A 23,759-nucleotide genomic window follows, 5' to 3' on the forward strand; every position below is an offset into this window, starting at 1 on the left:
GAGGAGTTTGAATTTAGTACACAAAGTTACTCATTCTAAAGGAGGTTGGATATGAGCATCCGGAAATCCCTGTTATCGAAAGCTTTTGTCATTATGATCTCAAGCATCCTGGTAGCTGTAACCTTGATTGGAGATATTGCCCTGCCTGCGGCTAAGGCGGAGGCCAGTATTCCTGAACCAAGTGATCTGGTCGTTATTCATGAGACGGTCAGAGGCGGATTTACCCATCCCGGGGTGGGAGTGACCAAGTCTGTTCTGGAAAATATGCGCGAGCAGGTGATCGCGGGGCAGGAGCCCTGGGTTTCGTATTATGCGGCCATGACGAAGTCGTCGTATGCTTCCAGAACCGTTACATCAAACCTGGCCAGCGCGGCAGATCCAGCTAAGCCGAAAAGCGTTGCCGTGAACAGCAAAGGAGCATTCGTTACAGACGGGTTAAGTGCGTATACGCAAGCTCTTATGTATTACATTACCGGAGATGAAGTTTACCGGGCCAATGCGATGGCTATTATACGGATCTGGGAGCAGATGGACCCGGCGCAATATACGTATTTTACAGATTCGCATATCCATATGGGCATTCCGCTAAACCGGATGGTGACCGCGGCGGAGATTCTCCGGTACACCGTTGCCCGGAACGGGGCGCTTAGCTGGACGGAAGCGGATACCGCCAAATTCACGTCTAATCTGATTGTGCCGATGACGGAGACCTTTCTGCACGGCAATAACTATTTCATGAACCAGCATTTGTATCCGCTTCTCGGGGCGATGTCCGGTTATATCTTCACAGACAATATGGACCGGTACAAGGAAGGCGTTGAATGGTTTACGGTTAATAAGACTGCCGTGGATCAGGGCCAGAACGGTGCGATCCGGCAGCTGTTCCGGCTGGTGACGGAAGACGCCGTAACCGGTGAACAGCTGGAGACGCCAAGAATTCAGCATGTGGAGATGGGCCGGGACCAGGCTCACGGCGCTGGAGATCTTACCAATGTGGAGATTCTGGGACGGTTGCTGGATGCTCAAGGCACGAAGGTTGATCCGGCGGATGGAACGCTGTCCACTGCGGTTAATGCTGTAACCGCTTACGCCTTCCTGGGCAACCGGATTCTGAAGGCTGCGGATTACTTCGCGCAATATATGCTGGGCTATGAAACACCTTGGACTCCCGTTGTGGCCCGCTACGACGCGGAAGGAAATCCGGTGATTTATAAAGTGCTGTCCGGTGCATACCGGGGGCGGATCGGCGGCAATGTATACGGCCAGTATTATTACTATAAATACAGCATGGGGCTGGATATAGAGAAGGAAGCTCCATACTATGCCGAAATGTTCAATAAGCGGACGCCGTATTACTGGGAATCACCTGATGGCGGGGCGGACTACTGGCTGTTCATCCCGAAGGAAGCGGCTTCCGAAGGGGCATCCACCTTGCCCGAAGTGTCACCCAGTGCAGATTGGACAGAAATTGAGCAGCGGGCTACCAGCTTGGATTCCAATGCGGTGACCCGGCAAGAAGGAGACATTTCCTACGTGCAGGTTAAGGCTGCAGAAGCAGGCAGCCGGGTTTCTGTGGTCGCTTCAAGCACAAGCCTGAAGACAGTTGCTCTCCGCATCCGGACCAATGGAACAGCGAGGCTGGAAGTTAACGGATGGACGGAATCAGAGCTGGTACTGCCGGATACGAAGGGCCAGTGGAAATATATAACGCTGACCATGGATCAATATCATGGATTGGGCGATTTGATCTATTTCAAGGTGACGGGTCCCGGAACACTGGTCGACATCGATCATTTGCTGCTGGCGCCGGCAGCCGGATTGACCCCGCCGGTCTTCACTTCCGGACCGGCAGATGTGAATGCATATGCCTATACGGGCTCTGAAGCTGTACTCCAGGTTGATCTGTCTGCCCAAGATGCAGCCGCAGGCGATACTGTGACCTATCAGCTGGACCCTAAACCTGAAGGGGCTGTATTCAATGAGAGCACGGGTGAGTTCTCCTGGATGCCGGAGCAGCCGGGGGTATATTCCCTGATCTTAAGCGCGGACGATGGATCTGCCGTAACAGCCAAAGCTGTAACCGTTACAGTAGGCAGGAACCGGCAGGAGGCGGCAACGGCTGCTGCCGGCAGGTACAATCCGGAAACCAGCTACATCTCCACGACACTGGCGGAATATATGGCCATGATTGACGATGTGACGAATGCGCTGCCAAGCGCAACGGATGAAGAGATGTACCGGAAGCTGGCCGGGCTGAATCTCGCCGCCCAGGGTCTGAAGGAATTGACACCTCTGATGAAAGACGGAAGCATGCGTTATTTCGATACGGTAGCTTCTTCCACCTTCGGTACAGAGATCGGTAATCTAATCGATAACGCGCCGGACAGCTTTGCCGGATATTATCTGGCCGACAGTCTCAGCTATATCCTGGATTTCGGGGAGAACTTCAAGGTATCCGCCACGGCCTTCGCGCTTCAAGTCAGAACCGGATTCCCTGAGCGGATTGGCGGGGCTGCAGTATATGGCTCGAATGACAAGGAGTCCTGGACCCGGCTCACTCCGGGAGTAACTACGGTATCGGATGCAATGCAGAATCTGGAGGTCGGTGAAGCGCAGCAGGAAGGCCAGTTCCGTTTCCTGAAGCTTCAGATGATCGAGCCGTCAAGCACGATGTTCGAATTGTCCGAGCTTCGCATCTATGGCCTGCGGCATGAGACCCATAACAAGCTGAAGTCTGTAACGCTCAGCTCCCCGCAGAGTACTCAGAGCAGGGTAGAAACCGGTAGCAGGGTGGACCTGTCCTTCCAATCTGCCGAACCTATTGAGGGTGTAGAGGTTACCCTACAGGGCCGGCAAGCCTCCGTTCACACCACAGACCGGATCAATTGGACGGCTTCTGTAATTATGGACAGTGCTATGCCGGCGGGCAAGATCAAATTCTCTATTAACTATACAACCGCAGGCGGATTGCCGGCCGCGCCTGCCCTGTTCACTACAGATCATTCAGTGCTCTACTATGTAAACAAGTCCAAATATGTGGATGTCACGAAGCTGGCCCGTGTGACGGCTTCAAGTGCCCAATACGGCAGTAATGGTCTGCCCGCAGACAAGGTCGGCTATCTGCTGTTTGACGGCAACACTGCAACCTATGGAGACTTGGCCAGCGGCAACGGGGCTTATTATACGCTGGACTTCGGGCCAGATGCGTCAATCAGGCTCAGCGGCGTCATTCTGCTGCCGAGAACAGGTTATGCCAGCCGGATGAACGGCCTGATCATTCAAGGCTCCAATGATGAGCTGAATTGGAGTAATCTCACCCCGGCTGTGTCTGGGGCGGCTGACCAATCCTGGACCTATATTAATGAAGAACAAATGAAGGACAGCAAGCCTTACCGGTATTTAAGAATAGTGAACCCTGCTTCATGGAGCGGCAATGTAGCTGAAGTAGAAATATACGGCGAATATAGTATTCCAGCCGCAGCCCTTGAGGCGAAGGTGAAAGGGCCTGAAGGATACACCCGGCTAAGCTACTACCAGTACAAGCACGAGGCGGACCGGATTGTGGAAGCTGCCGGAGATCAAGGCGCAGATATGCTGGCCTTGCTTAATGAGCTGTTCCAGGCGGAGCGGCTGCTGGTTACGGTCACGGAGCTGCCAGCAGAGAGAATAGCCGTTACCGAATCGATGGTGAAGGCGTCTCATATCTCGTGGGACGGGAAATTATCCGAAGCTGCCAACGGCTGGAAGGCCTTCGACGGCGACAAGGCTACTTATACCGATACCAAAGCCAATCCGGGCTGGATTGTTGCCGATCTGGGAGCTGGCAATGACAAGGCGTTGTCCAGCTTCAAATTCTATCCGAGAAGCACCCAGGCCCATCTCGGAAGGGTCAATGGAGCGATTCTTCAGGGCTCTGCAGATGGAGAGCACTATACGGATCTATACACCATAAGCGGTATCACCACCGCTGAATGGCATACGGCTGCCATAAGTGGCGATACAGCTTACCGTTATCTGCGTTATTATTCCCAAAACGGGAACGCCAACGTAGCGGAGCTGGAATTCTATCAGAAGACAGCTGACCGGACGCTGCTGGAGTATCTGAGAGAGCAGGCCGAAGGTGTGCAGCGTGTCCTCTACACGGAAGAGAGTCTTATAGCTCTGGATACGGCAAAAGCTGCCGCGCTGGACCTGGCTGCGGATGCGGTCCAATCCGCTATCGACGCGGCAGCCACCGGCTTGCTTACAGCTATGGAGCAATTGGTAGTCCAACCGGTCATTGTCAGTCTGAACAAAGTGGAAGTAACAACAGCAGTGGGAACAGCTCCGGAGCTGCCGTCAGTAGTAGAGGCAGTATATAGCGATAAGACGGTCAGATCCCTGTCTGTACTATGGCAGGATATCGATCCGGTTCAATACAGCTCCGTGGGAAGCTTCACGGTAACCGGCGCGGTCTACGGCACGGATGTGCCGGCAGTCGCCAATGTGGCTGTAATGGATGAAGATTCGCCAACGCCGCCGGTACTTCCGGCAGCACCGACCGGATTAACGGCTTCCTCCATTACTGCGAACGCCCTGAAGCTGGGCTGGAATGCCCCGGCTGATAGTGTGCGGTTGGCCGGATATGAGGTCCTGCTGAACGGAGAAGTACATGGTACGGTAACAGGGGATACCTATGAGTATGGCTTCACCCGGTTATTGCCGGATACGTCCTACACGTTCCGGGTGACCGCCTTAGATGAAGCGGGTAACAAGGCTTCAAGTAATGACTATACGGTGAGGACACTGAAGGAGGATCAATCACCGCCAACGCCGCCACCGGCTTCACCGCCGTCAACGCCGCTACCGGCTTCACCGGTTGACGGCGGGAATACAGGAGGGACCGCCATTCCGGCCCCAGTCCAGACAGTAATAAGCGTACATGGAAGCCGTATCCAGGCTGTTCCTGCCTTACATCAGGGCGCAGCGCTAATCACACTGAGTGAAGCAAGTCTGGAGGAAGCCCTCAAGCAGGCGATCCAGAATAAGGAGGACACCCTGCATATTCAAGTGCAGCCAAGCGGAGAGCTGTCCTTCATTACGCTGGAGCTTCCGGCCAGTGCCTGGCTCAAGTCACAGCGGGAAGGAATCAGGTTTCTGTCGGTTGAGACCGGATTCGCATCATTGTTAATTCCTCTGGATGCGTCCGGCAACCTGAAGGAAACAGATAAACTGGCCGTGTCGGTCGGACAGGCGGACCGCTCTGGATGGCAGGCATCACTGTCCGGCCTGCTCAAGAACAAGCCTGTCTATGAATTGGGGCTCTCCGTTAACGGGCAGAGCGTGAACATCTTCGCCAACGGCAGCGTGGTGAAGGTAATGATTCCCTATTCGCCGCAAGCGGATGAATCTGTATATGGACTGGTCGCTGCTTCCCTGAGTGATGACGGAGGTCTGGAGGTAATCAAGAATTCCAAATATGACAGAACAAGCGGAAGGCTTGTATTTGGCGCCAGACACTTCAGCAAGTATGCGGTGCTCTCGGTTCCATCCTCTTATAAAGACATGGATGCTTATTCATGGGCGAAGGATGGCGTTACTGCCTTGTCGGCCCGCAAAATTGTGCAGGGGACCGGGAATAATAGTTATGCTCCCTGGCGCGCGGTATCCCGCGCCGAGTTCCTGAAGATGATGATGGAAGCCTTTGAATTAGTGCAGGCAGGTCAAAGCTCCTCCTTCCAGGATGTGAGATCCGGCCAGTGGTATGCGGATGCGGTTGCATCAGCGGAGGCTTTGGGAATTGTTATGGGATACGGGGACGGTACCTTCGGTGCGGGCCGCAGTATTACCCGGGAAGAAATGGCGGTCATCACCGTCCGTGTTTTGAAAGCGGCAGGGGAAGAACTGCCGAAGAAATATGAAGCCGTCAACTTCAGCGACACACCGCTAATCTCCGCGTTTGCCCTGGATGCGGTGAACCTCATGGCAGAGGGAGGCTTCATCGAAGGCCGGAGCTCAGGTGATTTTGCTCCCAAGTCACAGGCCACGCGGGCGGAAGCTGCGGTACTTGTGGCAAGAGTGATGGGATTGATTTAGGCTGAAAATCACGTTCGAAGAGAGGCTGCTTCATGTCATCTGGAATGACATGAAGCAGCCTTTTTTACTGGTTGGTATTATGTATACCAAAACCGCCTGTTGAGGAACAAATTCCCATTCTTCTGTGTCTAACCTTACAGGACTAGCCAAACGCACTGGAGGGGAATAGATATGAGAGCAGCACCAATGAACTGGTTGACCAGGAAGACTGCACTTATTGCATTATGTATGTTGCTATTATTGATGGATGGAAGGGTAATAATGGCGGAACCGTCTGCAGGGCCAAAGGCGACGGTGCATTTCACAGCGGAAATGCAGCAGCTGCTTGACGGGGCAGAGCGTGTTCTGCTGGCTGAACAGCTGTTTCCGGAAGAAGCTGCCGTAGGCTTCTTCAAGAACGGGCGCAGTCTGCCTAACGGATATTTGGAGAGGACCGCAGACCGGATTCTGGAGCAGCGGGGCAAGTTCGCCAAGGCGTCCGATCTGGTTCAGACTGCGCTGGCTTATAGTGCTGCGGGCGGGAATATCAACAACACCGCCGGCATTGATTTGTATCCGCTGCTCATGAACCATGCCGGTCTTGATTCAGAAGGGGCAGCCGTCGTAGCTGCCGCTTATATTACTGCGAATAACTCCACCTTCAATACTTATGAGCGGACGAACCGTTATCCCGATATGCTCCTCTATCAGCTGCTCGGCATGCAGCTGGCGGACGGCAGCTGGTCCATGGCTGGACGGAGTAATGGAGATCCAGTGTCAACAGCCCGGGTGCTCACGGCGCTGGCTTCGGTAGCCGGAACGGAACTAACGGAGCAGCCTGTAGAGAAGGCTGTGCAGTGGCTGAGGGACAAGCAGCAGCCGGACGGCGGGCTGGACGGCAAGACTGAGACCACGGCGCAAGTGATTATTGCTCTATCCTCCCTGGGAATGGATGCGGCAGACTTTGCGCAAGAAGGCGGGTCATCGCTGCTGGACCATCTGCTGTCTGCGCAGCTCCCGGGCGGCGGCTTTGCGCAAATGGCAGGCGGCTCAAGTGACCGTTCAGCTACGGTGAACGGTTATCTTGCTCTGACCTCATACAAGCTTTGGGCGGAACAGGCAGGACTTCTGTACAGCGGACTGCATCATACCGGACCTGAGCGGGCAGTGATCCAGGTGGAAGGCCCCGGCGGCACGCTAGCCGGCGGTCGTATAACGGGCGGTGATGCAGTGAAGACGGCCGCCGCTTTTTTACAGTCGAAGGGTCTTGCTTATAAGCTGAATGCAGATGCCGCCAAGCCGGCCTTCACTGCTATTGAAGGAATTCAGAACGGACGGTACAAGGGACGCGGAGAATGGAAAATTGCCGTTTACAGCGGGGGAAGCGCCTGGCTGTTTCCTGAGAACATTTCATCCAGGCTTACCGTTGGTGACGGCGACCAATTGCTGGTGTACTATGCCGATGACACGGAGCTGTTAGACCGGATAACGGTGGAATGGAAGGACCAGTATGGCCAGCAGAGCGGAAGTTATGCTACTGCCAATACACCGTTTTCGCTGCGGATCACCAGATCGAACAGCCAGCTAGGCGGCCTTCCGGCCTTTGGGGTGACGGTGACTCTTCAGGGGACCAGCGTAGTCGCTGACAGCACCGGAAAGGTGTCCTTTGCAGGAATGAAGCCTGGCGTTTATCCGGTGCAGATTACCAAATACCGGAAAGATGGCGCTCCCGCGTTAGCCAAGCGTACGTTTGCGCTGCATATTGCTTCCCCTGAGCTAGCCAGATTTACCGATGCCGGTAAAGTTGCCGCCTGGGCAAGGGGGGATATCGCTATGGCGCTGAGCAGCGGGTATATTCAGGGCGTGAGTGCCGGCGGGAATGTGCTTGCACCGAAGCAAAAGCTGACCCGGGCCGAATTTCTGACCCTGCTGCTGCGGCTGCTGCATGAGTTCCCGGATTCCAAGCCTGCCTCCGGATTTACCGATGTACCGGCAGGCAAATGGTATAGCGGTATGGTTGCCAAGGCTGAGGAGCTCGGCATCCTTAGCTCCTCTTCGGGCAAGTTTGAGCCGGACCGCGGCATTACGCGGGAAGAAGCAGCGGTCATGGTTGTCCAAGCTGCACAGCTTACCACGTACGGCAGTCCTGAACGTATGGGATTAGCTGATGTTGCAGGCCTGGCGCCGGCCAGCCGCCAGGCGATTCAAGCCGTCAACGAATACGGAGTTATGACCGGCAGCGGCGGCCGCTTCGAGCCGAAGCAGGTTCTGGTGCGTGAGCAGGCAGCGGCCATTCTGGTCAGGCTGCAGAAAATCATTCCGGCAGCGTCACTATGAACCTTCAATCCTAGGAGGAAACAGATTTCCGCCTGAAAATATAAACAGCATTAGCAGGCGATGGGGGTAACAGGAGGGAGGACAATCGCTCGCTGAGCTCCATTGTGAACTTATCCGCGCTGTAATAAGCGTCGAAATCTCCAGTCACCGCAGGGTCTTTTGTACCAAGAACGATATATAAGTCAACCGAGTCGGTTTTAAATACATGTTTTTCATACGGGTTTTTAGGTACCGGCCAAGAGCAGAGTACTACTTCCGGGCTGTATTTATGAAGGGCAGCTTTGGCATCTGCCTGTTCCACGAAGCCGGGGTAATCGATATAGTGCTTCCAGCTATAGTCGTCTGTTGCTGTGCAGTTGATGTTTTTTTCGTTCAAAAACTTGGTTAACGTACCGTCGCCTGCAGCTATTTCAAGACATTTTTTAGTGCCTATCAAGCTTGAGAGTTCGCTAATTAAAGGTTTTGAGTAGAAACAATAGATGCCTTTTTTATTGACGAGAGGCATTAATATCTTTTTATTCAGGAGAATCCGCCAACAGAACCTGAACAGGCCCAGAGAAACCGGCTTTCGTTCAAGCCCCTTTTTGAATAAAAGCTTTTGTAGGATCATGCCGTCCCAGAGGTTGAACTTTACATTTCCGGCAGGCGTTTTTGAAGAAGCGCTTATATTTAGCTGCTCCAGCAGATGAAGGGCAAATCTCGCCTTGATTACATTAGGCAGAAAGGCATTAACTGTTTTTTCATTAAAGCCGCTTTTGGAAATTTTATGATTGGCCATCTTTGCACTCGCCGTATATTTATCAATAATGGCATGTATTAGATTAGAATCCTTAGTGCTTTTCAGTATACTTAGTTCTTGCAGGACCTCCGCCTGATACTCCGGATACTGTTGTAATAATGTTTCTACGCTAATTTCATTGGCTAATATTTTACGGGCGGTATCATTCGTGAAATTTCTCATCTCATTCTCCATTACAAGTGAATTTCATATTGTTCTTCCTATTCGTATAATGTATCATGCCATTCTGGGGAATGGAATTGATAAGTAATGCAAAACCATGAGAGAAAAGAACTATATTAACTTCTGACAAAAGTGTAAGCTTAACAGGCTAACCGACTTATACTTGGGTCAATTGAGGATGGAGGACATTCGTGAAGAAATTTCGTTTTACGATTAAACAGAAAATTCTTTCTTTAACGATTTTGATTATTGTCTGCCTGCTGGCATTTGTAATCGTCATCCACTGGAGAATAAATTCCCTGCAGCAAGAAACCAACTTCATTACACATCAGGATCGGCAAATTACCAGCCTGACTAATCAAATCGAGAAAAATATACTGGATATGGAAACAGACCAGCGTGGATATGTCATTACAGGTGATGATAAATTTTTGGAGCCCTTCCGCCAGGGGCTGGCTGCGTGGGAAACTAATTTTGATGAATTATCTATATTAAATGCTATGGATTCTGTACAGCAAAGCCGGCTTCAGAGCATCAAGAACAATATAGAGCAGTGGATTGAGCTATCCGCCCAGCATGTCATTCAATTAAAGAAAGCGGGAGAGGACGGTCAAGTCGGGGAATTCTTCAAGACAAATTCCAGCATCGATCAAATGGATCATATCCGTAATCAGATCAGTGCGTTCCGTGACAACAGGAATGAGAATACCAATCGGTTAATAACAAACCAGGCAGACCGGAATACAGTGCTGTTGGAATTGCTGTATATCGTCTGGTTCCTGATCGCAGCAGCAGCAGTTTCTGCATCTGTGGTCATCGCCCGTTCCATCTCGCGTACGGCTTCCCAAATCACAGGCACGCTTACAGATCTGGTGAAAGTTGAGAATTTGAACACCCGGATTTCAATTACCAGCAATGATGAAATCAGTGACCTGGGACAAGCCGTTAATCTGTTGCTGGATAATCAGCAAGAACGGCTGAGGCTGCAGCAGCAGGAGAAGGAGATGCTGTCAGAATATCAGGGCATTACGCAGACCGCATTACTGGGAGATGTTTATCTAAGTAAGCTTGCCAAAATTATGGATTACCCCTATGCAACCCTGTATGTCCGCACGCAGGACAACGGCCAGGATTTTTTAACAAGAGTATCGGCATTTGCGGGTACTGCTGTGGGTAGCGATCACGAGCAAGTCAATTTCGGAGAAGGACTGGTAGGGCAATGTGCGAAAGAGGGCAGGCTGATTCATGTAGATCACTTGCCGGAGTCCTACATCCATATCCGCTCAGGACTTGGTGCTGCTTCGCCGCAGTCACTGGTTCTAATCCCTGTCAGCTTCCTGGGAGAAGTGCTTGCCGTTGTGGAGATAGCATCTTTCAAGCCTTTATCCAGTCTGCATATTCTCTTTCTGGAGTCGACCTCCGGGCATTTCGGTGCAGCTCTCAATGGTGCTCTGAGCAGTATGAAGATCGACGGATTGCTGAAAGAATCACAAAGCTTGAACGAGGAGCTCCAAGTATATACAGAAGAGCTTCAGACACAGTCTGAAGAACTTCATATCCAGACAGAAATTCTGCACGCCACCAACAAGAAGCTGGAAGAGAAGCAGGTCCTGGCTGAGCAAAAAACGCTGGAAGCGGAGCAAGCCCAGGAAGAGCTCACCCAGTATGCTAAGATTCTGCAGCAAAGCACACAATATAAATCTGAGTTTTTGGCAAATATGTCGCATGAGCTTAGAACTCCGCTGAACGGGATCTTGCTGCTGTCTGAATTTCTAATGGAGAACCAGTCAGAGCGCCTTGGAGACGAGGAGGTTGAATTCTCGCAGGCCATTCATTCTGCAGGACAGGATTTGCTGGCTCTGATTAATGATATTCTTGACCTGTCCAAAGTGGAAGCCGGGAAGATGAATATCGAGATTGAAGCGGTTAATATTACTGAAATTCCTGAAATGGTACTTCAAAGCTTCGGGCAGCTATCGCGGAAAAAAGAGCTTCCTTTCCATGTACACCTGGAGGAAGGGGTGCCGGAAATCATCTATACCGATGCTCAGCGATTACGGCAAATTCTGAGCAACTTGTTATCCAATGCGTTTAAGTTTACAATGCAAGGTTCGGTTACGTTCAGAATTGGTATAGCTTCCATAGATGAGCTAGAGCCATTCGAAGATGCACAAGACAGCCATTATATCCGGTTTAGTGTTACAGATACAGGCATAGGTATCTCTGAGAATAAACAAGCCTTGATCTTTGATGCTTTTCAGCAGGCGGATGGGCATACGGAGCGTGAATATGGAGGCACCGGACTGGGGCTGTCAATTACCAAACAACTGGTGTCATTACTTGGAGGCAAGATCAGTCTGGTTAGCGAAAAGGGGGCAGGCAGCACCTTTAACGTCTATCTGCCGCCTGCCAGGCATGCTGCTGTCTATGAAGAACAGCATCCGCAGCCGGAAAAGCCGGCGGAAACCCCGGATGAACTGGTTGCCGCAGCCGGGACCGGATATTATAACGACTACTCCCTGTTGGCCGATAAAGAAGTTCTGATCGTAGATGATGATGAAAGGAATTTATTTGCGTTAACGAAAATTCTGGAGAAAAATGGTTTGAACGTAACCAAGGCCACTAACGGCCAAGAGGCCGTGGAGTACCTGCAGACCGGAGCAGCTGTTGATATGATTCTGATGGATATCATCATGCCTGTGATGAATGGCTATGATACGATCAAATGGATTAGACAAATGCCGTTTAGACAGGAGACGCCGGTCATTGCATTGACTGCAAAGGCGATGCAGGAAGACAGAACCAGAATTCTGGAGGCAGGGGCGACTGAATATTTAAGCAAGCCCGTTAATATGGAGCAGTTACTGACCCTGATGAAAATGATTATATAAGAGTGAAGCTATTCAGTATAACAAGGAGTAGAAGGGACGAGCTGGATTATGTTGAAAACGGAATATATAGAAGTTTTATCTGTCATCTCTAACAAATTATATACTTCGGCTGCGAAGGTTATGGATACTGCGAGCAAGCTAATCCCGGCGAATACGTTCTGCATTGCCAATCTGGACAGCCTGTCCACCAAGGTGCTCAAATCATTTAACCGGGATAAGATCATGCTGGTCGAGGGGCTGGTGGTAGATAATAAGGAATCGTATTGTGCCCTGGTTACCGAGCATGCGCAAGGTCCGCTTTTAATAGATAATAATCTGACCCACCCGCTGACCCGGGATATGGATGCGACACAGTTCGTGGGGGGATGTTCGTTCATCGGAGTGCCGATCCGGACTGCGCAAGGGGAATTCTACGGGTCGTTGTGTTCATTTGACCAGAATTTCTATCAGTATCAGGAGCGGGATGTGGAGCTGCTGCTGTCCTTGTCGGCTTTTTATACGAATCTGCTGGAAATGGAATCGACCCTTACCCAACTGAAAGCTGCGGAGGAACAGGCCATTCAAGTGCTTGAGGATAAAAATAATCTGCTGGCCGTACTCAGTCACGAGATCCGTACACCGATGAACGGGGTGATTGGAATGACGAGTCTGCTGCAGACGACAGAGCTGTCCGAAGAGCAGACGCTGTACGTGGATGTGATTGAGAAGAGCGGCAGCAATCTGCTGGCGATGATGGATCAGATTCTCGATTATTCCAAAATGGAAGCCGGGACCATGACGCTGGAGAGCAGCCCGTTCCACATCCGTGATGTGGTCTCCCATGTCGTGCAGTTGTTCTCAGCGGAGGCTGAGAAGAAAGGGATCAGGCTGCATGCCGTCTATGGAAATGAACATAGAGATGAGCCTGCCCTGCTGGGGGACAGTAATAAAATCAGTCAAATTCTCACCAATCTGGTGGGCAATGCGCTAAAATTTACTGAGCAGGGTGAGGTATGCATAATTGTGCAAACTGAGGCCGCTGCGAAAGACCGGGTCACCTTCTCCATTGAAGTTAAGGATACCGGCATTGGACTGCCTGTAGAACAGAAAGCCAACCTGTTCCGCTCCTTCTCGCAAATTCATGAAAGACGCTCACCGGGAAGCTATAGCGGAGCCGGCCTGGGGCTCTCCATCTGTAGGCAGCTGGCTGAGCTAATGAACGGCAAAGTATGGCTTAAGGATACAAGCGAACAGGGCAGCACGTTTGCGTTTGCGATTCCCTGCTCTGTGGCAGGGTTGGATAAAGTTCAGGCGGGATTGTGCTGAAAATAAATTAAACCTAAGCATCAGAGGGAATAAGAACGGGTAATCCGTAAGTTAGACTGCTTTCAACAATGCTCCAGATGTTATCATTATGGCAACGAAAAAGCCCCGCCGGTAGAAATACTTGTCAGCGGGGCTTTTTCATTTTCATCTCAAATTCTTCTTCTGGCAATTCTTTTAGTGCTCCAATTCGATATCGACTACCTTCAAAAATACCAACCACTAGCCCACAGATTGCACTTTTGTTAGGTGGAGACTGCCAGGGTTCTAACTTTTTCCATGAGATGATAACTATTAATCATTCAATGTCTTCTGCGGTTACGATCAGATTGAATAAAGGCCGTTGCATGATTGTATCCAGCAGTGCGGAGCATGGATATTTAAGGATTGTATTATGATTGGGCATGCTTTATTATGATATCTCCTGTTAACAACATTCAACACCCAGATACTCTTTCTTATGAGGAGCGGGGCTACACCTTAATGGAGTTCACCAAACACATTTGTCTCTAAAAAAATTGATCTTACATATTTTAACGATGAATAAAGATTTTCTCCGTTCTCAATCTGAGTTTTAATGACATAATTGATTTCACCTAGTTCATGTTTTTCTTTTATGATGTCTGAAAACTGGATTTCTAACATAAAAAGCGAATTAATTGCCCCTGATAAAGAATTTCGAAGAATTTTTCCGTCTAAAAAACTTCTCATCACTCGACCGGCTTCATCTCGTATATTACTGAGAACAACTGCTCTTTCAACTGTTTTACGCACACTAGTTTCCTCCTGCGTATGCTCGCCAGCTTGTTGTATCGACTAAAACGTTTATGTTATGATTGGATGGAGAGCAAGGGCTGACACTCTTACTTTCTAGGAACCTATTTACGTTTTGCCAGGGGGCAGCGTTTGTTTGGTTCCTTCTTTTTTGTCTATTAACAGCAATATTGAGGTAAAGGAATTGAATAATTTCTGTAAAGACGTTACCCAATCTTTCTTGTTACCATCTCCTTTCCAAATATAATATATATCAAGATCCTGATATAAAATTATCACTTGATGATATATAAGTCAATATAAAATATTGGCTTGTTGATATTTTGTATTACTTAGTTTATGTTTATTCAAGGAGGTTTGTGAATGATAAAAAATAACCTGAGTGAGATACTAGGGCGGCAGCGCTTGAAAGTTAGAGACGTGGTCCGAGGTACAGGACTGGCTACAAACACTGTGTCAGGACTTTATCATGATACTTCTAAGCGCGTTGATCTAGACACGTTAGACAAGCTGTGCACGTTTCTAGGCGTTAACGTAGGAGAAATATTAGAGCATGTAGAAGAGCCGTCACAGGATTAACTGGACGGCTCTTTTTATAGTAGCTTTAGCGGGAAACGCTCGAAACAAAAAACCACCCGCCATGTGGATGGAGGGATCAGAGGTGGTAAAGCATTTAGATTCTAATACCTAACTCATGGAACTATTCTTCTATGGGAGGAACCTGTTTTATTTGTTCGATTTCATCCCGTATTGGTTGTTCGGACGTGTCTGAGAATACGATTCACATAGAATAGGATTGTCAGACATTCGGTAAATAGAAATTAGTTTAGTTTTTTTAATTCCTCGAGCCCAGGAGGAACCCCATAGATCAATCCAGCCTCTTGCACCGTGAAATCCTCGTGCTTGGACTCATAGAGTAACTCATCTGGCATCAACAATTCTACAGCGAATTGATTCGCTTCCCGTTCAATACGATCCACAGAATAAAAAGTATGTCTTCGGAGAAAAGGTGTATTTACGTTGGGGTGTAAAATGACATGTCCTAATTCATGAGCACAAGTAAAACGCTGATCTTGCTGAGAGGCAGTGCTATTAATATGTATCATTTGCACTCTGCGACTGGAATTATAATAGCCCAACATATCACCCAACAATTCAAAAAGAACCAGGACGTTCTTCTGGGATGCAATCTCAAAAGGGTCATTAGTCCTGTACTTCTTGATCAGTCTGCCTACTGTAGTTTTGATCATGCTGCTCCCTTTCCTGATTAATTCCTGAATTTATTTGGTGTGAATTTTTGTTTAGATAGTTCTCTAGCTAAACGCAAGGAATTTTCAAGTGAAATCGCAAATAAACGCTTGGTTTCCTCATCCATCGGCTCCCCATTAAATGCCAAAGCCTGATTGGATTCAAGATCAGCCAGCAGACGATCAAAATCTTTGCCAATGTCTTTTTCATCTTTTTTGGAGAGAACATAATACTTCGGCTCAGACTCTATCGCAGGTTCTGCCTCGCTTAAATATCCTACAGCTCTCATTAATTCATCACTATCCACATCTTTCAAATAAGGGGCTAATGCTTTTAGATTCTCAGGTGTCACCTTATGCTTGCCTGATTCAATTCGATTTACAGTGGAGTGACTAATACCAGATTTAAATGCCAGTTCTCTTTGACTCCTATAGCCGCTCTGCTCTCTTAATTTAGCAAAGTAGATTCCGAACTCTTTTAAGTTCATTTTGTATCACCCCACCCTAGTGTAACAGAAAGTGTCTCAAGGATGAAACATATTTTTGTATCAAGTGTGAAATTAACTGTTGCAAGCATGTTACGGAATTGGTATATTGTTTTTGCGCCGCGGTAAATACATAAGATGGTAAATATGAGATTTATTCTGAAGCGGATATGATCCTTTAAACCAAGCAGCGAGTATGGAGCGCGCGGTACCGCAAGATATAGGAATTCTATGATAGACAGGAGCAGAAGAAGAGTGGGGATGCTATTACGTATTGCTCAGCGGATGGTGTTAAAGTCTCAAGAGATAGAAGCCATTAGAGAAGGGCGGCGGCCTTTATTTTCAGAAATCGAAAAAAATGAACAGCAGATCTTTCAGAAGCATTATGAAATGGAGTTTATGCGACTTGAAAGTATGTATTTGAAGCAAGAACAGATCCAAGAACTGAAAAATGAATTGGGTGTATATGATATGCCCGTCTATCAACAGCAACTTGACTGTCTTGAAGCGATCACAAATCAGTGTATATCGTCCATACTCAAACGGCTTTTTGAAGGAGGATGTGGTCAGGAATTAAAGAAACGTGGACTTGTTGGAGAATAGTACATAGGTTTGCATTTGTTTTCTTTCAAGATTGATTTCAAAGTAAATTCTTTCACAAAAGTATGCCCGATTTCCCCTGACAACTGAGTTCTCTCAGAATGTAGAGATAAAAAAAGAAAAAAAGCAGGAGGTGATTCGGTGAATTCCCGTGTTAATCCTCAACCAACTGATGGTCACATCAGAATATCTCATGAAATACACCGAGAGCTGATCCGTCGGAAGTTCTCTAAGCGACAGCGGGATGTCATTGATTTTATCCTGACGTTGAGCTGGGGATGTGGAAAACCATCGGCAATTATTCCGGAATTAAAAAGTTTTGAAGAAGCTGGTATTCGTAAGAATCATATTCGGGTGGTACTTGAAGGTTTAGTCGCGGAGAATGTGATTATTTGGGATGAACTATTGAACATTTTTCAATTCAATAAGCATTATGATCAGTGGACGATTCAACCTATTTCCAATTCTCCCAAGAGACTCAATGAGTTGATCAATCTTAATCTAGCTAGACCTTCACCAAATTTACTAAAACCATTACTTCCTGAAAAGGGTATTCAGTCCTCTAATGAGGAATTGAGTTCCCATATAAGTGATCAAGTTACGGAAAGGGAAACTGGGTTACCTGAAGAAGGATCTGTTTCCACCAAAAATAGCGATTCTGCTCCTGATAATGATGTCGGAGTTCAGAAAGGGAAAGTTACTAGTTCCCAAAAGAGGAATTCGTCAGTTCCCATAAAGGGAACAGTCATCCGAAAATATCCTAGTCATATCAAGGGATTCATCGTTTCTAAAACTAGTATTAAAACAAATCTTAAAAGAATTAAAAGAACAACTAGAACTAGAACAGACATTGAGGTGTCTAAAAACAAAGAATATTCATTTCAAAGCATTATTCGAGATTATGAAAATAACTTTACTGCAAGTAGGGATATTACTCCTTTTGAGGAAGAGGATTTACAAACTTTGTTTGACGATTATGGGGGCGAGTGGTTCCACTTTGCGCTGAGAGAGGCTTATCGACTCGGAACGGAGAAAAGGAATCTAGCCTACGTACGGGGCATTCTGAGAGGCTACCGTGAACGGGGTGGCATGGATAAAAGAGAATCTCGGAAGCATAGCGATGCTTCTGAAGCAACAGTAACACCTAGAAACTATAACAAACCACAGTATCAAAGAGGCAGTAAAAGAAAGCCAAAGATCCCTATTCTTTTGGACAATGGCAGTGGATATATTCCTACCCCAGTTGAAATGGCTGAAATGATGCGTAAGGCACAAGAGATTAAGGAGTCCAAAGCTTTAGAGCGAGCAGTAGTGAGCCACAGATGAAGAATTAGTAAAAGTTATTTATGAATCTAACTTGGAAGTAGATATGGCTTCCGAGAGGATACATTATGCGCATGAAACCGAACATACGTACTCTCTTTTGGGTTTGCGTATGAGACTGCACCTCTTCATGCTATGGACATAATTAACAGGATTACAGGTCGGTGAAGAAGGGGGAGAGGGCAATTGATCTGCCTTCACTGCGGAAATAACTGCTATGAGTTAGGTGAGTGTGCCTTCCATTGTTTGGTCTGTAACAAGGAATTTAAACAAGGTTTTTGGAATTTTGAGTGTGAAAAGACAGAGAGCTTACCGAGAGGAGAAGATGAAGGAATGAAGAACGTTCAAGTTACAGAGCTTAACATTTCTATGGTGCCAGTGGATTGGTTATTTACTCGGTACCAAAAACTGAAAAAAACTAGAAAGAGTACTTCTTCGACTGCCGTGCAGCATGAACTAATGATCATTAAAGAACATTTGATGAAAACGGATAAATCATCAGTCCATCATCGCGAAGATGAAGTAGAACAAATTGAAATGAATATACCCGTAGCCATTAGGCAGCAATACGTATCCATAGTGGAGTATCGATTGAAACAATATTATCAGTCGATTAAGCGAAAACATTGGCTAAACGCAGAGCTTCAGAAAGTTAAACCGCTGGAGCCCAAAATTACAGCTGGGATGGAACTATCCGGAGTCAGCGGCCATTCAGGACTTCAGCACTCTTCTACCGAGCATGCAGTCATAAATATGTTCGATAGAGCTGAGAGAATCCAAGATGAAATCTGGGAAGTAGAGGATCAGTTATATCCTATGGAAAAAGCCTTACGAAGCCTTGATCCGGATCAACTCATGCTGGTTGAAGCGAAGTATTTTGGCCGGGAAGAAGAGTTAGATGAGTATCTCATGAACAAATTCAACTGGTATCGTGCTAAGTATTATCAAGTTAAGAAAACTGCCCTTATTTTACTGGCACAGTCTTTGCGAATTATCTAGAGATCGTCTAGGGCTCTAATAAATCTCAATTAAAGGACAGAAAGGGTGAATCGTATGGAATCAGATTATCCCGTATTTAATGAAGCGCAAATGCTCAGATTTGTGCATGAGGATGCATATCTCAAATTTATGTTCGTCGAGCTTTTGAAGAAAGGGCATGCCTCTGAAACAGCATTAGAAGTCCTGTTTAACGGAAATATATTGGAAGATACCGCTATGACTGATGAGTATGAGTTATATACTAAAAAAGGAGATAAACAATAATGCCACTGGAATACAAACGTCCCCTGTACGCAGGGGACATCATTGAAGGAGAGGTGCAAGGGTCTCTATGTACAAGCACATGTATTCTCAGAGCCATCCTCGTACGGCATATCCGAAGGTCGAATCAGTCGGTTGACCATGTATCCGAATCAACTAAAAAGAGTTCAGTAAACGTCTGGCCAACTATGACCGAGGCTGTGATGGTAAGCCCCCGGAAGATGGCACGACTCGTGCAGTTATCGAAGCAGTAGTTCGGCAATTTGATGATCGAGCGATGGATTGGCGGTTTGGGGCTTTGAGTTAGATTGGGAAAAGTCCAACGGCGTAGGAGATGAATTATGCAACTGGGTCTATTTGAACAAATGATTCTGTGTCGTGTATTAACGGAAGCAGATTATAAAGATGTCCATTATGCACATTCGAATGATAGATGCCATGTTTTTCATACGGATATCGGTCTGGTCGCTGTTGATCGGGAAACCGAGAAATTTGGTTCCAAGGAATATAAACAGATGTTTCGATAAGACAGATTTTATGCGCGGTAGACGCATACTACTCACTAGCGAATTCCAAAAGGGCGCGTTTTGAGGGTTACAATATAGAAACCAACAGCTGTCTTAAACCAAAAAATAACGTCCTAGAACTAATGTGTTTCGTTAGATCAATCTTCCACCGTTAGTATAGAATATTTCTCAAAACTAAGCACATCATCAATTGCCTTCCCACTAAAATCTTGAATGTAGTGGTACTGGGCAATCAGGCTTTCTTTAAAGTACACGTCTAATGTAGTTTGTAAGAATTCAATTGGTGTATCAAAACTACAATTAATGACCAGTGCAAAACGTTGATTTGTTAGCTCTATAGAAGAGATATCTTCATTTCTGAAAGCCTCAAAGTAATTTTCAGGGTCCTCTTCCTTCCAAGTATTTATCCAATTCCAGCAACCCTCTCTTGCTTTCTCAAAGGGGTGCTTCTCATCTATGAATTTTCTTAATTCAGACGTATCCAATTAAACCGCTCCTTTGTTATACGAATCTGTTTCTATTTCGCTCTGGGGTTCTCACTAACCTGCCCGTTAATTTCATGCTCTCGAAAGTTTAGTGCTTTATTTTCTTTTGAAAAAAAGAAAGGGTTCCATTAGATGTTGCGCAGTTCGAAGTCACTGAACACAAGCCACAAAAGGCGTAACAAATACTATTCTTTCTTCTTTTGCATCAGCTTCTCAATATAAATCCAAATGTAGTAAGTAATCCAAAAAACCAACGTGGTTAGTAATAATGCAAAAGATCTTTTATCGTATGGAAGATTGTACGCCAAGATGATCCCTAGAACGAGGAATGGTGGTAAAAGGATGAAATATTTCATTTTATGCAATTTAACTGCCCCCATCTCCTTGAAATTAATTAGGTATAGCTACATTATCGCCATTAACAAATTATAAAAATTTATGACTATAAATGAATTATTGTTTCACAGTAAGAAGAGGTAGCTCCAGTAAGACACAAACTATCCACTAAGTGAATTCTAAAAGAGCCCAATTTTGAGGGCTCAAAATTTCTCGGGCTTTGCAATTTTAATTGAGGAAACTTCTCCGCATTTTTTACAAAATGTATATATAACCGGGGAACCAAAAGTTAACGTTTTACCGATCGGCATTACATTACCGTATCCATTCTTTATTTCACCTTTAGTAAAGGTATTACTTCCACAAGATTTACAAGTTAAGTTTTCTTGATTCATAACAATTCCCCTCAATTAAATATTTAACAGTAAATACGAATTATCCCAAAGTGGGGTTTAATTATTATAAGTGCAATATGACTGATGCACAGTACGAGGTAGGTAGTGCCAGTAAGGTATATAGCGAGGAGTGAAGATAATGAAAATTGATGTTTATGAGGAACGTTATGGAAGCACGCTTGTTGCTATGTTGGTAGCGGACGATGGATCAAAACGTGAATTGGTAAGATCAGAAATAGGCAATGATGATATGTTGAATAGAATTGATGATATGAATTTATCACATCTGACAGTTACATTTCATTGGGCGGCTGATAAGTGCAAAGATGTGTGCCGGTACTAAATCGTATGAGCTGGAACAAGGCGGGAGTGTTACTCCTGTACCCTGCACTTATTGTGACGATGATGGTAATTGGTTGGGGATTGGCGACTGGTATGAAAGATATAAAATGTCCCTGCTGCGGTGAGACAACTAGTACTGGTTCTGAAGTGAACGATCCTGAAGACGATACCAGAGGGATTGTAACTTGCGAAGTAACGGTTGGAATTTTACATCATTGAATACTCGTATGGAACGACTTTGTTTGAGCATAGGTAGTTTAGGAAGTGAAATCTCCTGCGGAGTCGATCAATTGGACTAAATGAATTAAAGAAGGAGTGACTGAAATGAAGATCGCTGTTTATACCGGAATTACGGGTATGGGAAAACGGTTTGAATGTTATACAACACTTGAAGAAATAGAGGGGGACGATAACAAGGATAGGGCCAGAAGAATTATATCCAGCCTAAAAAGAACTGGAGCGTGTGTCCTTCCAATTAAGGGGAGTATTGAAGCGGTTTATTATAAAGCAGTTCCAGAATCTTAATGGACTTCTAATATAAATGAGGAGCGTGAATGAATGGAACTTTAAATTACAGAAAGGATGCCTGCAACAGCGGCGCACTTTATTGCAGCAACTTGTAGATTATAGCGACCTTATGGAGGAAGCAATAAAGAAAGAAGATTTGGAGCTCTATGAGAAAATGGAGAGAGAGTTTATATGCATAGTTGAGCAATTAGAGTTCGTGGGTAAACGTTATAAATGAATTCTAAATAGAAGTTTCGATTTGAGGTGGTCTCGGTCCCCTTTCTACTTCAATGAAGGAACAGTTTCAAAAAGCATGCTTTTTGAGACAGCGGAACGACTGGTCAATAGTTCGTTTCAAAAAGCCATAAAATCAGTTTTGGAACGTCTCAGTGATTCAAGGGATCATTTGAGACGTTTTTTCTATTAGGAGGGTCCCATTGAAGATCGCATACGGGAGAGTATCGACCAAAGAGCAAAATGTAGAGAGGCAGCTTTTGAAGTTCCGGGAATTAGGGATTGAAGAACGGTTTGTTTTTGTTGATAAGCAAAGCGGCAAAGATTTTGATCGTCCACGTTACCAGGCGATGCGGCTCATGCTGTGGGAAGGTGATCTGGTTTATGTGGATGCCCTGGATCGGCTGGGCCGGGACTATGACGGTATCATTGCGGAGTGGAAGTATGTCACGCGCGAGATCGGTGCGGACATTGTGTGTTTGGATAACGAAACGCTGTTCGATTCCCGAAAGTTTAAGACAATGGGAGACTTCGGAAAGGTCATGGAGGATCAGTTTCTCAGCCTTCTGGCATACGTGGCGGAACAGGAACGGAAGAAGAACCGTTCAAGGCAGGCAGAAGGCATAGAGGTTGCCCGGACGGAGGGCGTTACTTTCGGTCGACCCAAACATGAGATTGATAATACATTCATTGAAGTATATGTGGCGTGGAAATCTGGAGAGTGTACTGCAACGGAAGCGATGAGAAGGATCGGCATGAAGAAGCCTACATTCTATCGTAGAGTGAAAGAATATGAAAGTAATATTGAATAAAAATAATGGGAACTTGTGTTCCTGATCATCCGTATATAACCATTGGGATCATTACACCAAGGGAGGGCTTCAAATGTTATATTTGGATAGCTGTATAGAAGGTGCTCAAAAAGTAATTGCAGATGAAACTGTAGATTTAGTAATTGCCGACCCGCCGTATAATTTGAAATTTGGAGGAACGACTCAAACCAAAAACAAGAAACCCCGTTTTCAGATTTTCCCCAATGATAACCTTGCAGGCAGCGGAGTGGTACTGGAAGCAGCAGCAACTCTGAATCGGCGATGGGATGCTTTTGAAGTTGACTAGGGATGGTTTACGGTTTCCACAAATCGGTTGAAAGAGCGGCGCACCTATACATAAATCATGTCTTAAATGAGTTTTTCGAACGCACGCGGCTGTAATGAGGGCTGGTGCGGCGTCGTGCGTCCAGCTGCACAGCCGTCAAGGCGAGCGTTTTTATCTACAAAGCTACCTTTGCCAGAAAGGTAGCTTTCTTCTTTGATTCTGAGATGAGAATCACATTCTTTAAGGGACAATTACCCTTTATGAAGGGATTAAAAAGAATCGTACTAAAACTGTGATCCAATGACTAGATAGGTTAATAAATGTGGCTGGTTTCCGCATTATCAACAATTTTCCGACTATTTCCAGTTCCATTCGACAAAGAAACTATTCATTCGACAAAATATCACTGTATTAAAAGATGAAATGCTGACTTATGATTGTTGAGGAACTTGTAGCATTCAATAAGATACGGCGTTTTTCTAAGAATATATGCCACTACATATAAGAAGGGGAAGAAAATAGTGAAACATAGGGTCGCATGTTTAATTATCTTGATGCTATTTTTAAATGCAAGCTTGAGCAACGCCTAGTGGGGGGCTGG

Annotated in this window: 23 protein-coding genes; 17 read left to right on the forward strand and 6 right to left on the reverse strand. The window is 46.5% G+C overall.

Going from position 1 to position 23,759, the window contains the following annotated elements:
• Nucleotides 1-51: 51 nt before the first annotated feature.
• Both GC101_RS28455 and GC101_RS28460 read left to right on the forward strand, forming a co-directional pair.
• Nucleotides 52-6,075 carry an S-layer homology domain-containing protein gene (locus tag GC101_RS28455; protein ID WP_171720083.1) on the forward strand — a complete coding sequence of 2,008 codons (6,024 nt, stop codon included), beginning with the start codon at nucleotides 52-54 and terminating at the stop codon, nucleotides 6,073-6,075.
• A 261-nt stretch (nucleotides 6,076-6,336) separates the two neighbouring features.
• Complete coding sequence (locus GC101_RS28460; RefSeq protein ID WP_171720084.1) at nucleotides 6,337-8,391, forward strand: S-layer homology domain-containing protein; 2,055 nt, start codon at nucleotides 6,337-6,339, stop codon at nucleotides 8,389-8,391.
• A gap of 10 nt (nucleotides 8,392-8,401) precedes the next feature.
• Here GC101_RS28460 and GC101_RS28465 read toward each other — a convergent pair whose 3' ends face one another.
• Nucleotides 8,402-9,352, reverse strand: a complete 951-nt coding sequence (locus GC101_RS28465; protein ID WP_171720085.1) for an SAM-dependent methyltransferase — start codon at nucleotides 9,350-9,352, stop codon at nucleotides 8,402-8,404.
• A gap of 191 nt (nucleotides 9,353-9,543) precedes the next feature.
• On the opposite strand from GC101_RS28465, the gene GC101_RS28470 reads away from it, so the two are divergent.
• Both GC101_RS28470 and GC101_RS28475 read left to right on the forward strand, forming a co-directional pair.
• Complete coding sequence (locus tag GC101_RS28470) at nucleotides 9,544-12,243, forward strand: response regulator (RefSeq protein WP_171720086.1); 2,700 nt, start codon at nucleotides 9,544-9,546, stop codon at nucleotides 12,241-12,243.
• Between the two features lie 48 nt (nucleotides 12,244-12,291).
• On the forward strand, nucleotides 12,292-13,548 hold the full coding sequence (locus tag GC101_RS28475) for a GAF domain-containing sensor histidine kinase (RefSeq protein ID WP_171720087.1): 1,257 nt from the start codon (nucleotides 12,292-12,294) through the stop codon (nucleotides 13,546-13,548).
• 477 nt (nucleotides 13,549-14,025) lie between these two features.
• On the opposite strand, the gene GC101_RS28480 is transcribed toward GC101_RS28475, so the two are convergent.
• Nucleotides 14,026-14,319 (reverse strand): hypothetical protein, encoded by a 294-nt coding sequence (locus GC101_RS28480; RefSeq protein WP_171720088.1) that lies wholly within the window; start codon nucleotides 14,317-14,319, stop codon nucleotides 14,026-14,028.
• 363 nt (nucleotides 14,320-14,682) lie between these two features.
• Here GC101_RS28480 and GC101_RS28485 point away from each other — a divergent pair, with 363 nt between their 5' ends.
• Nucleotides 14,683-14,898: a helix-turn-helix domain-containing protein gene (locus GC101_RS28485; protein WP_171720089.1), complete on the forward strand. Its 216-nt coding sequence runs from the start codon at nucleotides 14,683-14,685 to the stop codon at nucleotides 14,896-14,898.
• A 242-nt stretch (nucleotides 14,899-15,140) separates the two neighbouring features.
• Here the strand turns inward: GC101_RS28485 and GC101_RS28490 are convergent, their stop codons facing one another.
• Nucleotides 15,141-15,569, reverse strand: coding sequence for an ImmA/IrrE family metallo-endopeptidase (locus GC101_RS28490; protein ID WP_171720090.1), 429 nt, complete (start codon nucleotides 15,567-15,569; stop codon nucleotides 15,141-15,143).
• A 17-nt stretch (nucleotides 15,570-15,586) separates the two neighbouring features.
• Complete coding sequence (locus GC101_RS28495; protein WP_171720091.1) at nucleotides 15,587-16,054, reverse strand: helix-turn-helix domain-containing protein; 468 nt, start codon at nucleotides 16,052-16,054, stop codon at nucleotides 15,587-15,589.
• Nucleotides 16,055-16,306: 252 nt separating this feature from the next.
• Here GC101_RS28495 and GC101_RS28500 point away from each other — a divergent pair, with 252 nt between their 5' ends.
• The 7 genes from GC101_RS28500 to GC101_RS28520 all read left to right on the forward strand — a co-directional run bounded on the left by GC101_RS28500 (nucleotide 16,307) and on the right by GC101_RS28520 (nucleotide 19,761).
• A complete protein-coding gene (locus tag GC101_RS28500) occupies nucleotides 16,307-16,654 on the forward strand; it encodes a hypothetical protein (protein WP_171720092.1) in 348 nt (115 codons plus the stop codon).
• Nucleotides 16,655-16,792: 138 nt separating this feature from the next.
• On the forward strand, nucleotides 16,793-17,977 hold the full coding sequence (locus GC101_RS36820) for a replication protein (RefSeq protein ID WP_171720093.1): 1,185 nt from the start codon (nucleotides 16,793-16,795) through the stop codon (nucleotides 17,975-17,977).
• Between the two features lie 330 nt (nucleotides 17,978-18,307).
• Nucleotides 18,308-18,973 carry a hypothetical protein gene (locus GC101_RS28510; RefSeq protein ID WP_171720094.1) on the forward strand — a complete coding sequence of 222 codons (666 nt, stop codon included), beginning with the start codon at nucleotides 18,308-18,310 and terminating at the stop codon, nucleotides 18,971-18,973.
• Nucleotides 18,974-19,027: 54 nt separating this feature from the next.
• On the forward strand, nucleotides 19,028-19,237 hold the full coding sequence (locus GC101_RS28515; protein ID WP_171720095.1) for a hypothetical protein: 210 nt from the start codon (nucleotides 19,028-19,030) through the stop codon (nucleotides 19,235-19,237).
• Between the two features lie 42 nt (nucleotides 19,238-19,279).
• A complete protein-coding gene (locus GC101_RS36990; RefSeq protein WP_425497167.1) occupies nucleotides 19,280-19,408 on the forward strand; it encodes a DUF7678 domain-containing protein in 129 nt (42 codons plus the stop codon).
• Nucleotides 19,409-19,412: 4 nt separating this feature from the next.
• Nucleotides 19,413-19,541 carry a hypothetical protein gene (locus GC101_RS36995; protein WP_425497169.1) on the forward strand — a complete coding sequence of 43 codons (129 nt, stop codon included), beginning with the start codon at nucleotides 19,413-19,415 and terminating at the stop codon, nucleotides 19,539-19,541.
• A 34-nt stretch (nucleotides 19,542-19,575) separates the two neighbouring features.
• Nucleotides 19,576-19,761 (forward strand): hypothetical protein, encoded by a 186-nt coding sequence (locus GC101_RS28520; RefSeq protein ID WP_171720096.1) that lies wholly within the window; start codon nucleotides 19,576-19,578, stop codon nucleotides 19,759-19,761.
• Between the two features lie 137 nt (nucleotides 19,762-19,898).
• Here GC101_RS28520 and GC101_RS28525 read toward each other — a convergent pair whose 3' ends face one another.
• Together GC101_RS28525 and GC101_RS28530 are read right to left on the reverse strand one after the other, a co-directional pair.
• Entirely contained in the window at nucleotides 19,899-20,246 is a 348-nt protein-coding gene (locus tag GC101_RS28525) for a hypothetical protein (RefSeq protein ID WP_171720097.1), read from the reverse strand.
• A gap of 539 nt (nucleotides 20,247-20,785) precedes the next feature.
• Nucleotides 20,786-20,977 carry a hypothetical protein gene (locus GC101_RS28530; RefSeq protein WP_171720098.1) on the reverse strand — a complete coding sequence of 64 codons (192 nt, stop codon included), beginning with the start codon at nucleotides 20,975-20,977 and terminating at the stop codon, nucleotides 20,786-20,788.
• A gap of 139 nt (nucleotides 20,978-21,116) precedes the next feature.
• Here GC101_RS28530 and GC101_RS36360 point away from each other — a divergent pair, with 139 nt between their 5' ends.
• The 5 genes from GC101_RS36360 to GC101_RS28555 all read left to right on the forward strand — a co-directional run bounded on the left by GC101_RS36360 (nucleotide 21,117) and on the right by GC101_RS28555 (nucleotide 23,179).
• Nucleotides 21,117-21,320 carry a hypothetical protein gene (locus GC101_RS36360; RefSeq protein ID WP_246354552.1) on the forward strand — a complete coding sequence of 68 codons (204 nt, stop codon included), beginning with the start codon at nucleotides 21,117-21,119 and terminating at the stop codon, nucleotides 21,318-21,320.
• 323 nt (nucleotides 21,321-21,643) lie between these two features.
• The gene (locus GC101_RS28540; RefSeq protein ID WP_171720099.1) at nucleotides 21,644-21,844 is read left to right on the forward strand and encodes a hypothetical protein; all 201 of its coding nucleotides are present in this window, start codon (nucleotides 21,644-21,646) and stop codon (nucleotides 21,842-21,844) included.
• A 25-nt stretch (nucleotides 21,845-21,869) separates the two neighbouring features.
• Complete coding sequence (locus GC101_RS28545) at nucleotides 21,870-22,064, forward strand: hypothetical protein (protein ID WP_171720100.1); 195 nt, start codon at nucleotides 21,870-21,872, stop codon at nucleotides 22,062-22,064.
• 199 nt (nucleotides 22,065-22,263) lie between these two features.
• A complete protein-coding gene (locus tag GC101_RS28550; protein WP_171720101.1) occupies nucleotides 22,264-22,872 on the forward strand; it encodes a recombinase family protein in 609 nt (202 codons plus the stop codon).
• A gap of 73 nt (nucleotides 22,873-22,945) precedes the next feature.
• The gene (locus GC101_RS28555) at nucleotides 22,946-23,179 is read left to right on the forward strand and encodes a site-specific DNA-methyltransferase (RefSeq protein WP_171720102.1); all 234 of its coding nucleotides are present in this window, start codon (nucleotides 22,946-22,948) and stop codon (nucleotides 23,177-23,179) included.
• Nucleotides 23,180-23,759: the final 580 nt, after the last annotated feature.

It is taken from the genome of Paenibacillus phytohabitans, assembly GCF_013141775.1.
Taxonomy (GTDB): domain Bacteria; phylum Bacillota; class Bacilli; order Paenibacillales; family Paenibacillaceae; genus Paenibacillus_AQ; species Paenibacillus_AQ phytohabitans.

What these genes read in the sequence shown, in the direction of transcription:
- GC101_RS28455 (WP_171720083.1), top strand. Translation starts at nt 52, where the DNA reads ATGAGCATCCGGAAATCCCTGTTATCGAAAGCTTTTGTCATTATGATC.
- GC101_RS28460 (WP_171720084.1), top strand. Translation starts at nt 6,337, where the DNA reads ATGGCGGAACCGTCTGCAGGGCCAAAGGCGACGGTGCATTTCACAGCG.
- GC101_RS28465 (WP_171720085.1), bottom strand. Translation starts at nt 9,352, where the DNA reads ATGAGAAATTTCACGAATGATACCGCCCGTAAAATATTAGCCAATGAA.
- GC101_RS28475 (WP_171720087.1), top strand. Translation starts at nt 12,292, where the DNA reads ATGTTGAAAACGGAATATATAGAAGTTTTATCTGTCATCTCTAACAAA.
- GC101_RS28485 (WP_171720089.1), top strand. Translation starts at nt 14,683, where the DNA reads ATGATAAAAAATAACCTGAGTGAGATACTAGGGCGGCAGCGCTTGAAA.
- GC101_RS28490 (WP_171720090.1), bottom strand. Translation starts at nt 15,569, where the DNA reads ATGATCAAAACTACAGTAGGCAGACTGATCAAGAAGTACAGGACTAAT.
- GC101_RS28495 (WP_171720091.1), bottom strand. Translation starts at nt 16,054, where the DNA reads ATGAACTTAAAAGAGTTCGGAATCTACTTTGCTAAATTAAGAGAGCAG.
- GC101_RS28510 (WP_171720094.1), top strand. Translation starts at nt 18,308, where the DNA reads ATGAAGAACGTTCAAGTTACAGAGCTTAACATTTCTATGGTGCCAGTG.
- GC101_RS28515 (WP_171720095.1), top strand. Translation starts at nt 19,028, where the DNA reads ATGGAATCAGATTATCCCGTATTTAATGAAGCGCAAATGCTCAGATTT.
- GC101_RS28520 (WP_171720096.1), top strand. Translation starts at nt 19,576, where the DNA reads ATGCAACTGGGTCTATTTGAACAAATGATTCTGTGTCGTGTATTAACG.
- GC101_RS28530 (WP_171720098.1), bottom strand. Translation starts at nt 20,977, where the DNA reads ATGAATCAAGAAAACTTAACTTGTAAATCTTGTGGAAGTAATACCTTT.
- GC101_RS36360 (WP_246354552.1), top strand. Translation starts at nt 21,117, where the DNA reads ATGAAAATTGATGTTTATGAGGAACGTTATGGAAGCACGCTTGTTGCT.
- GC101_RS28540 (WP_171720099.1), top strand. Translation starts at nt 21,644, where the DNA reads ATGAAGATCGCTGTTTATACCGGAATTACGGGTATGGGAAAACGGTTT.
- GC101_RS28555 (WP_171720102.1), top strand. Translation starts at nt 22,946, where the DNA reads ATGTTATATTTGGATAGCTGTATAGAAGGTGCTCAAAAAGTAATTGCA.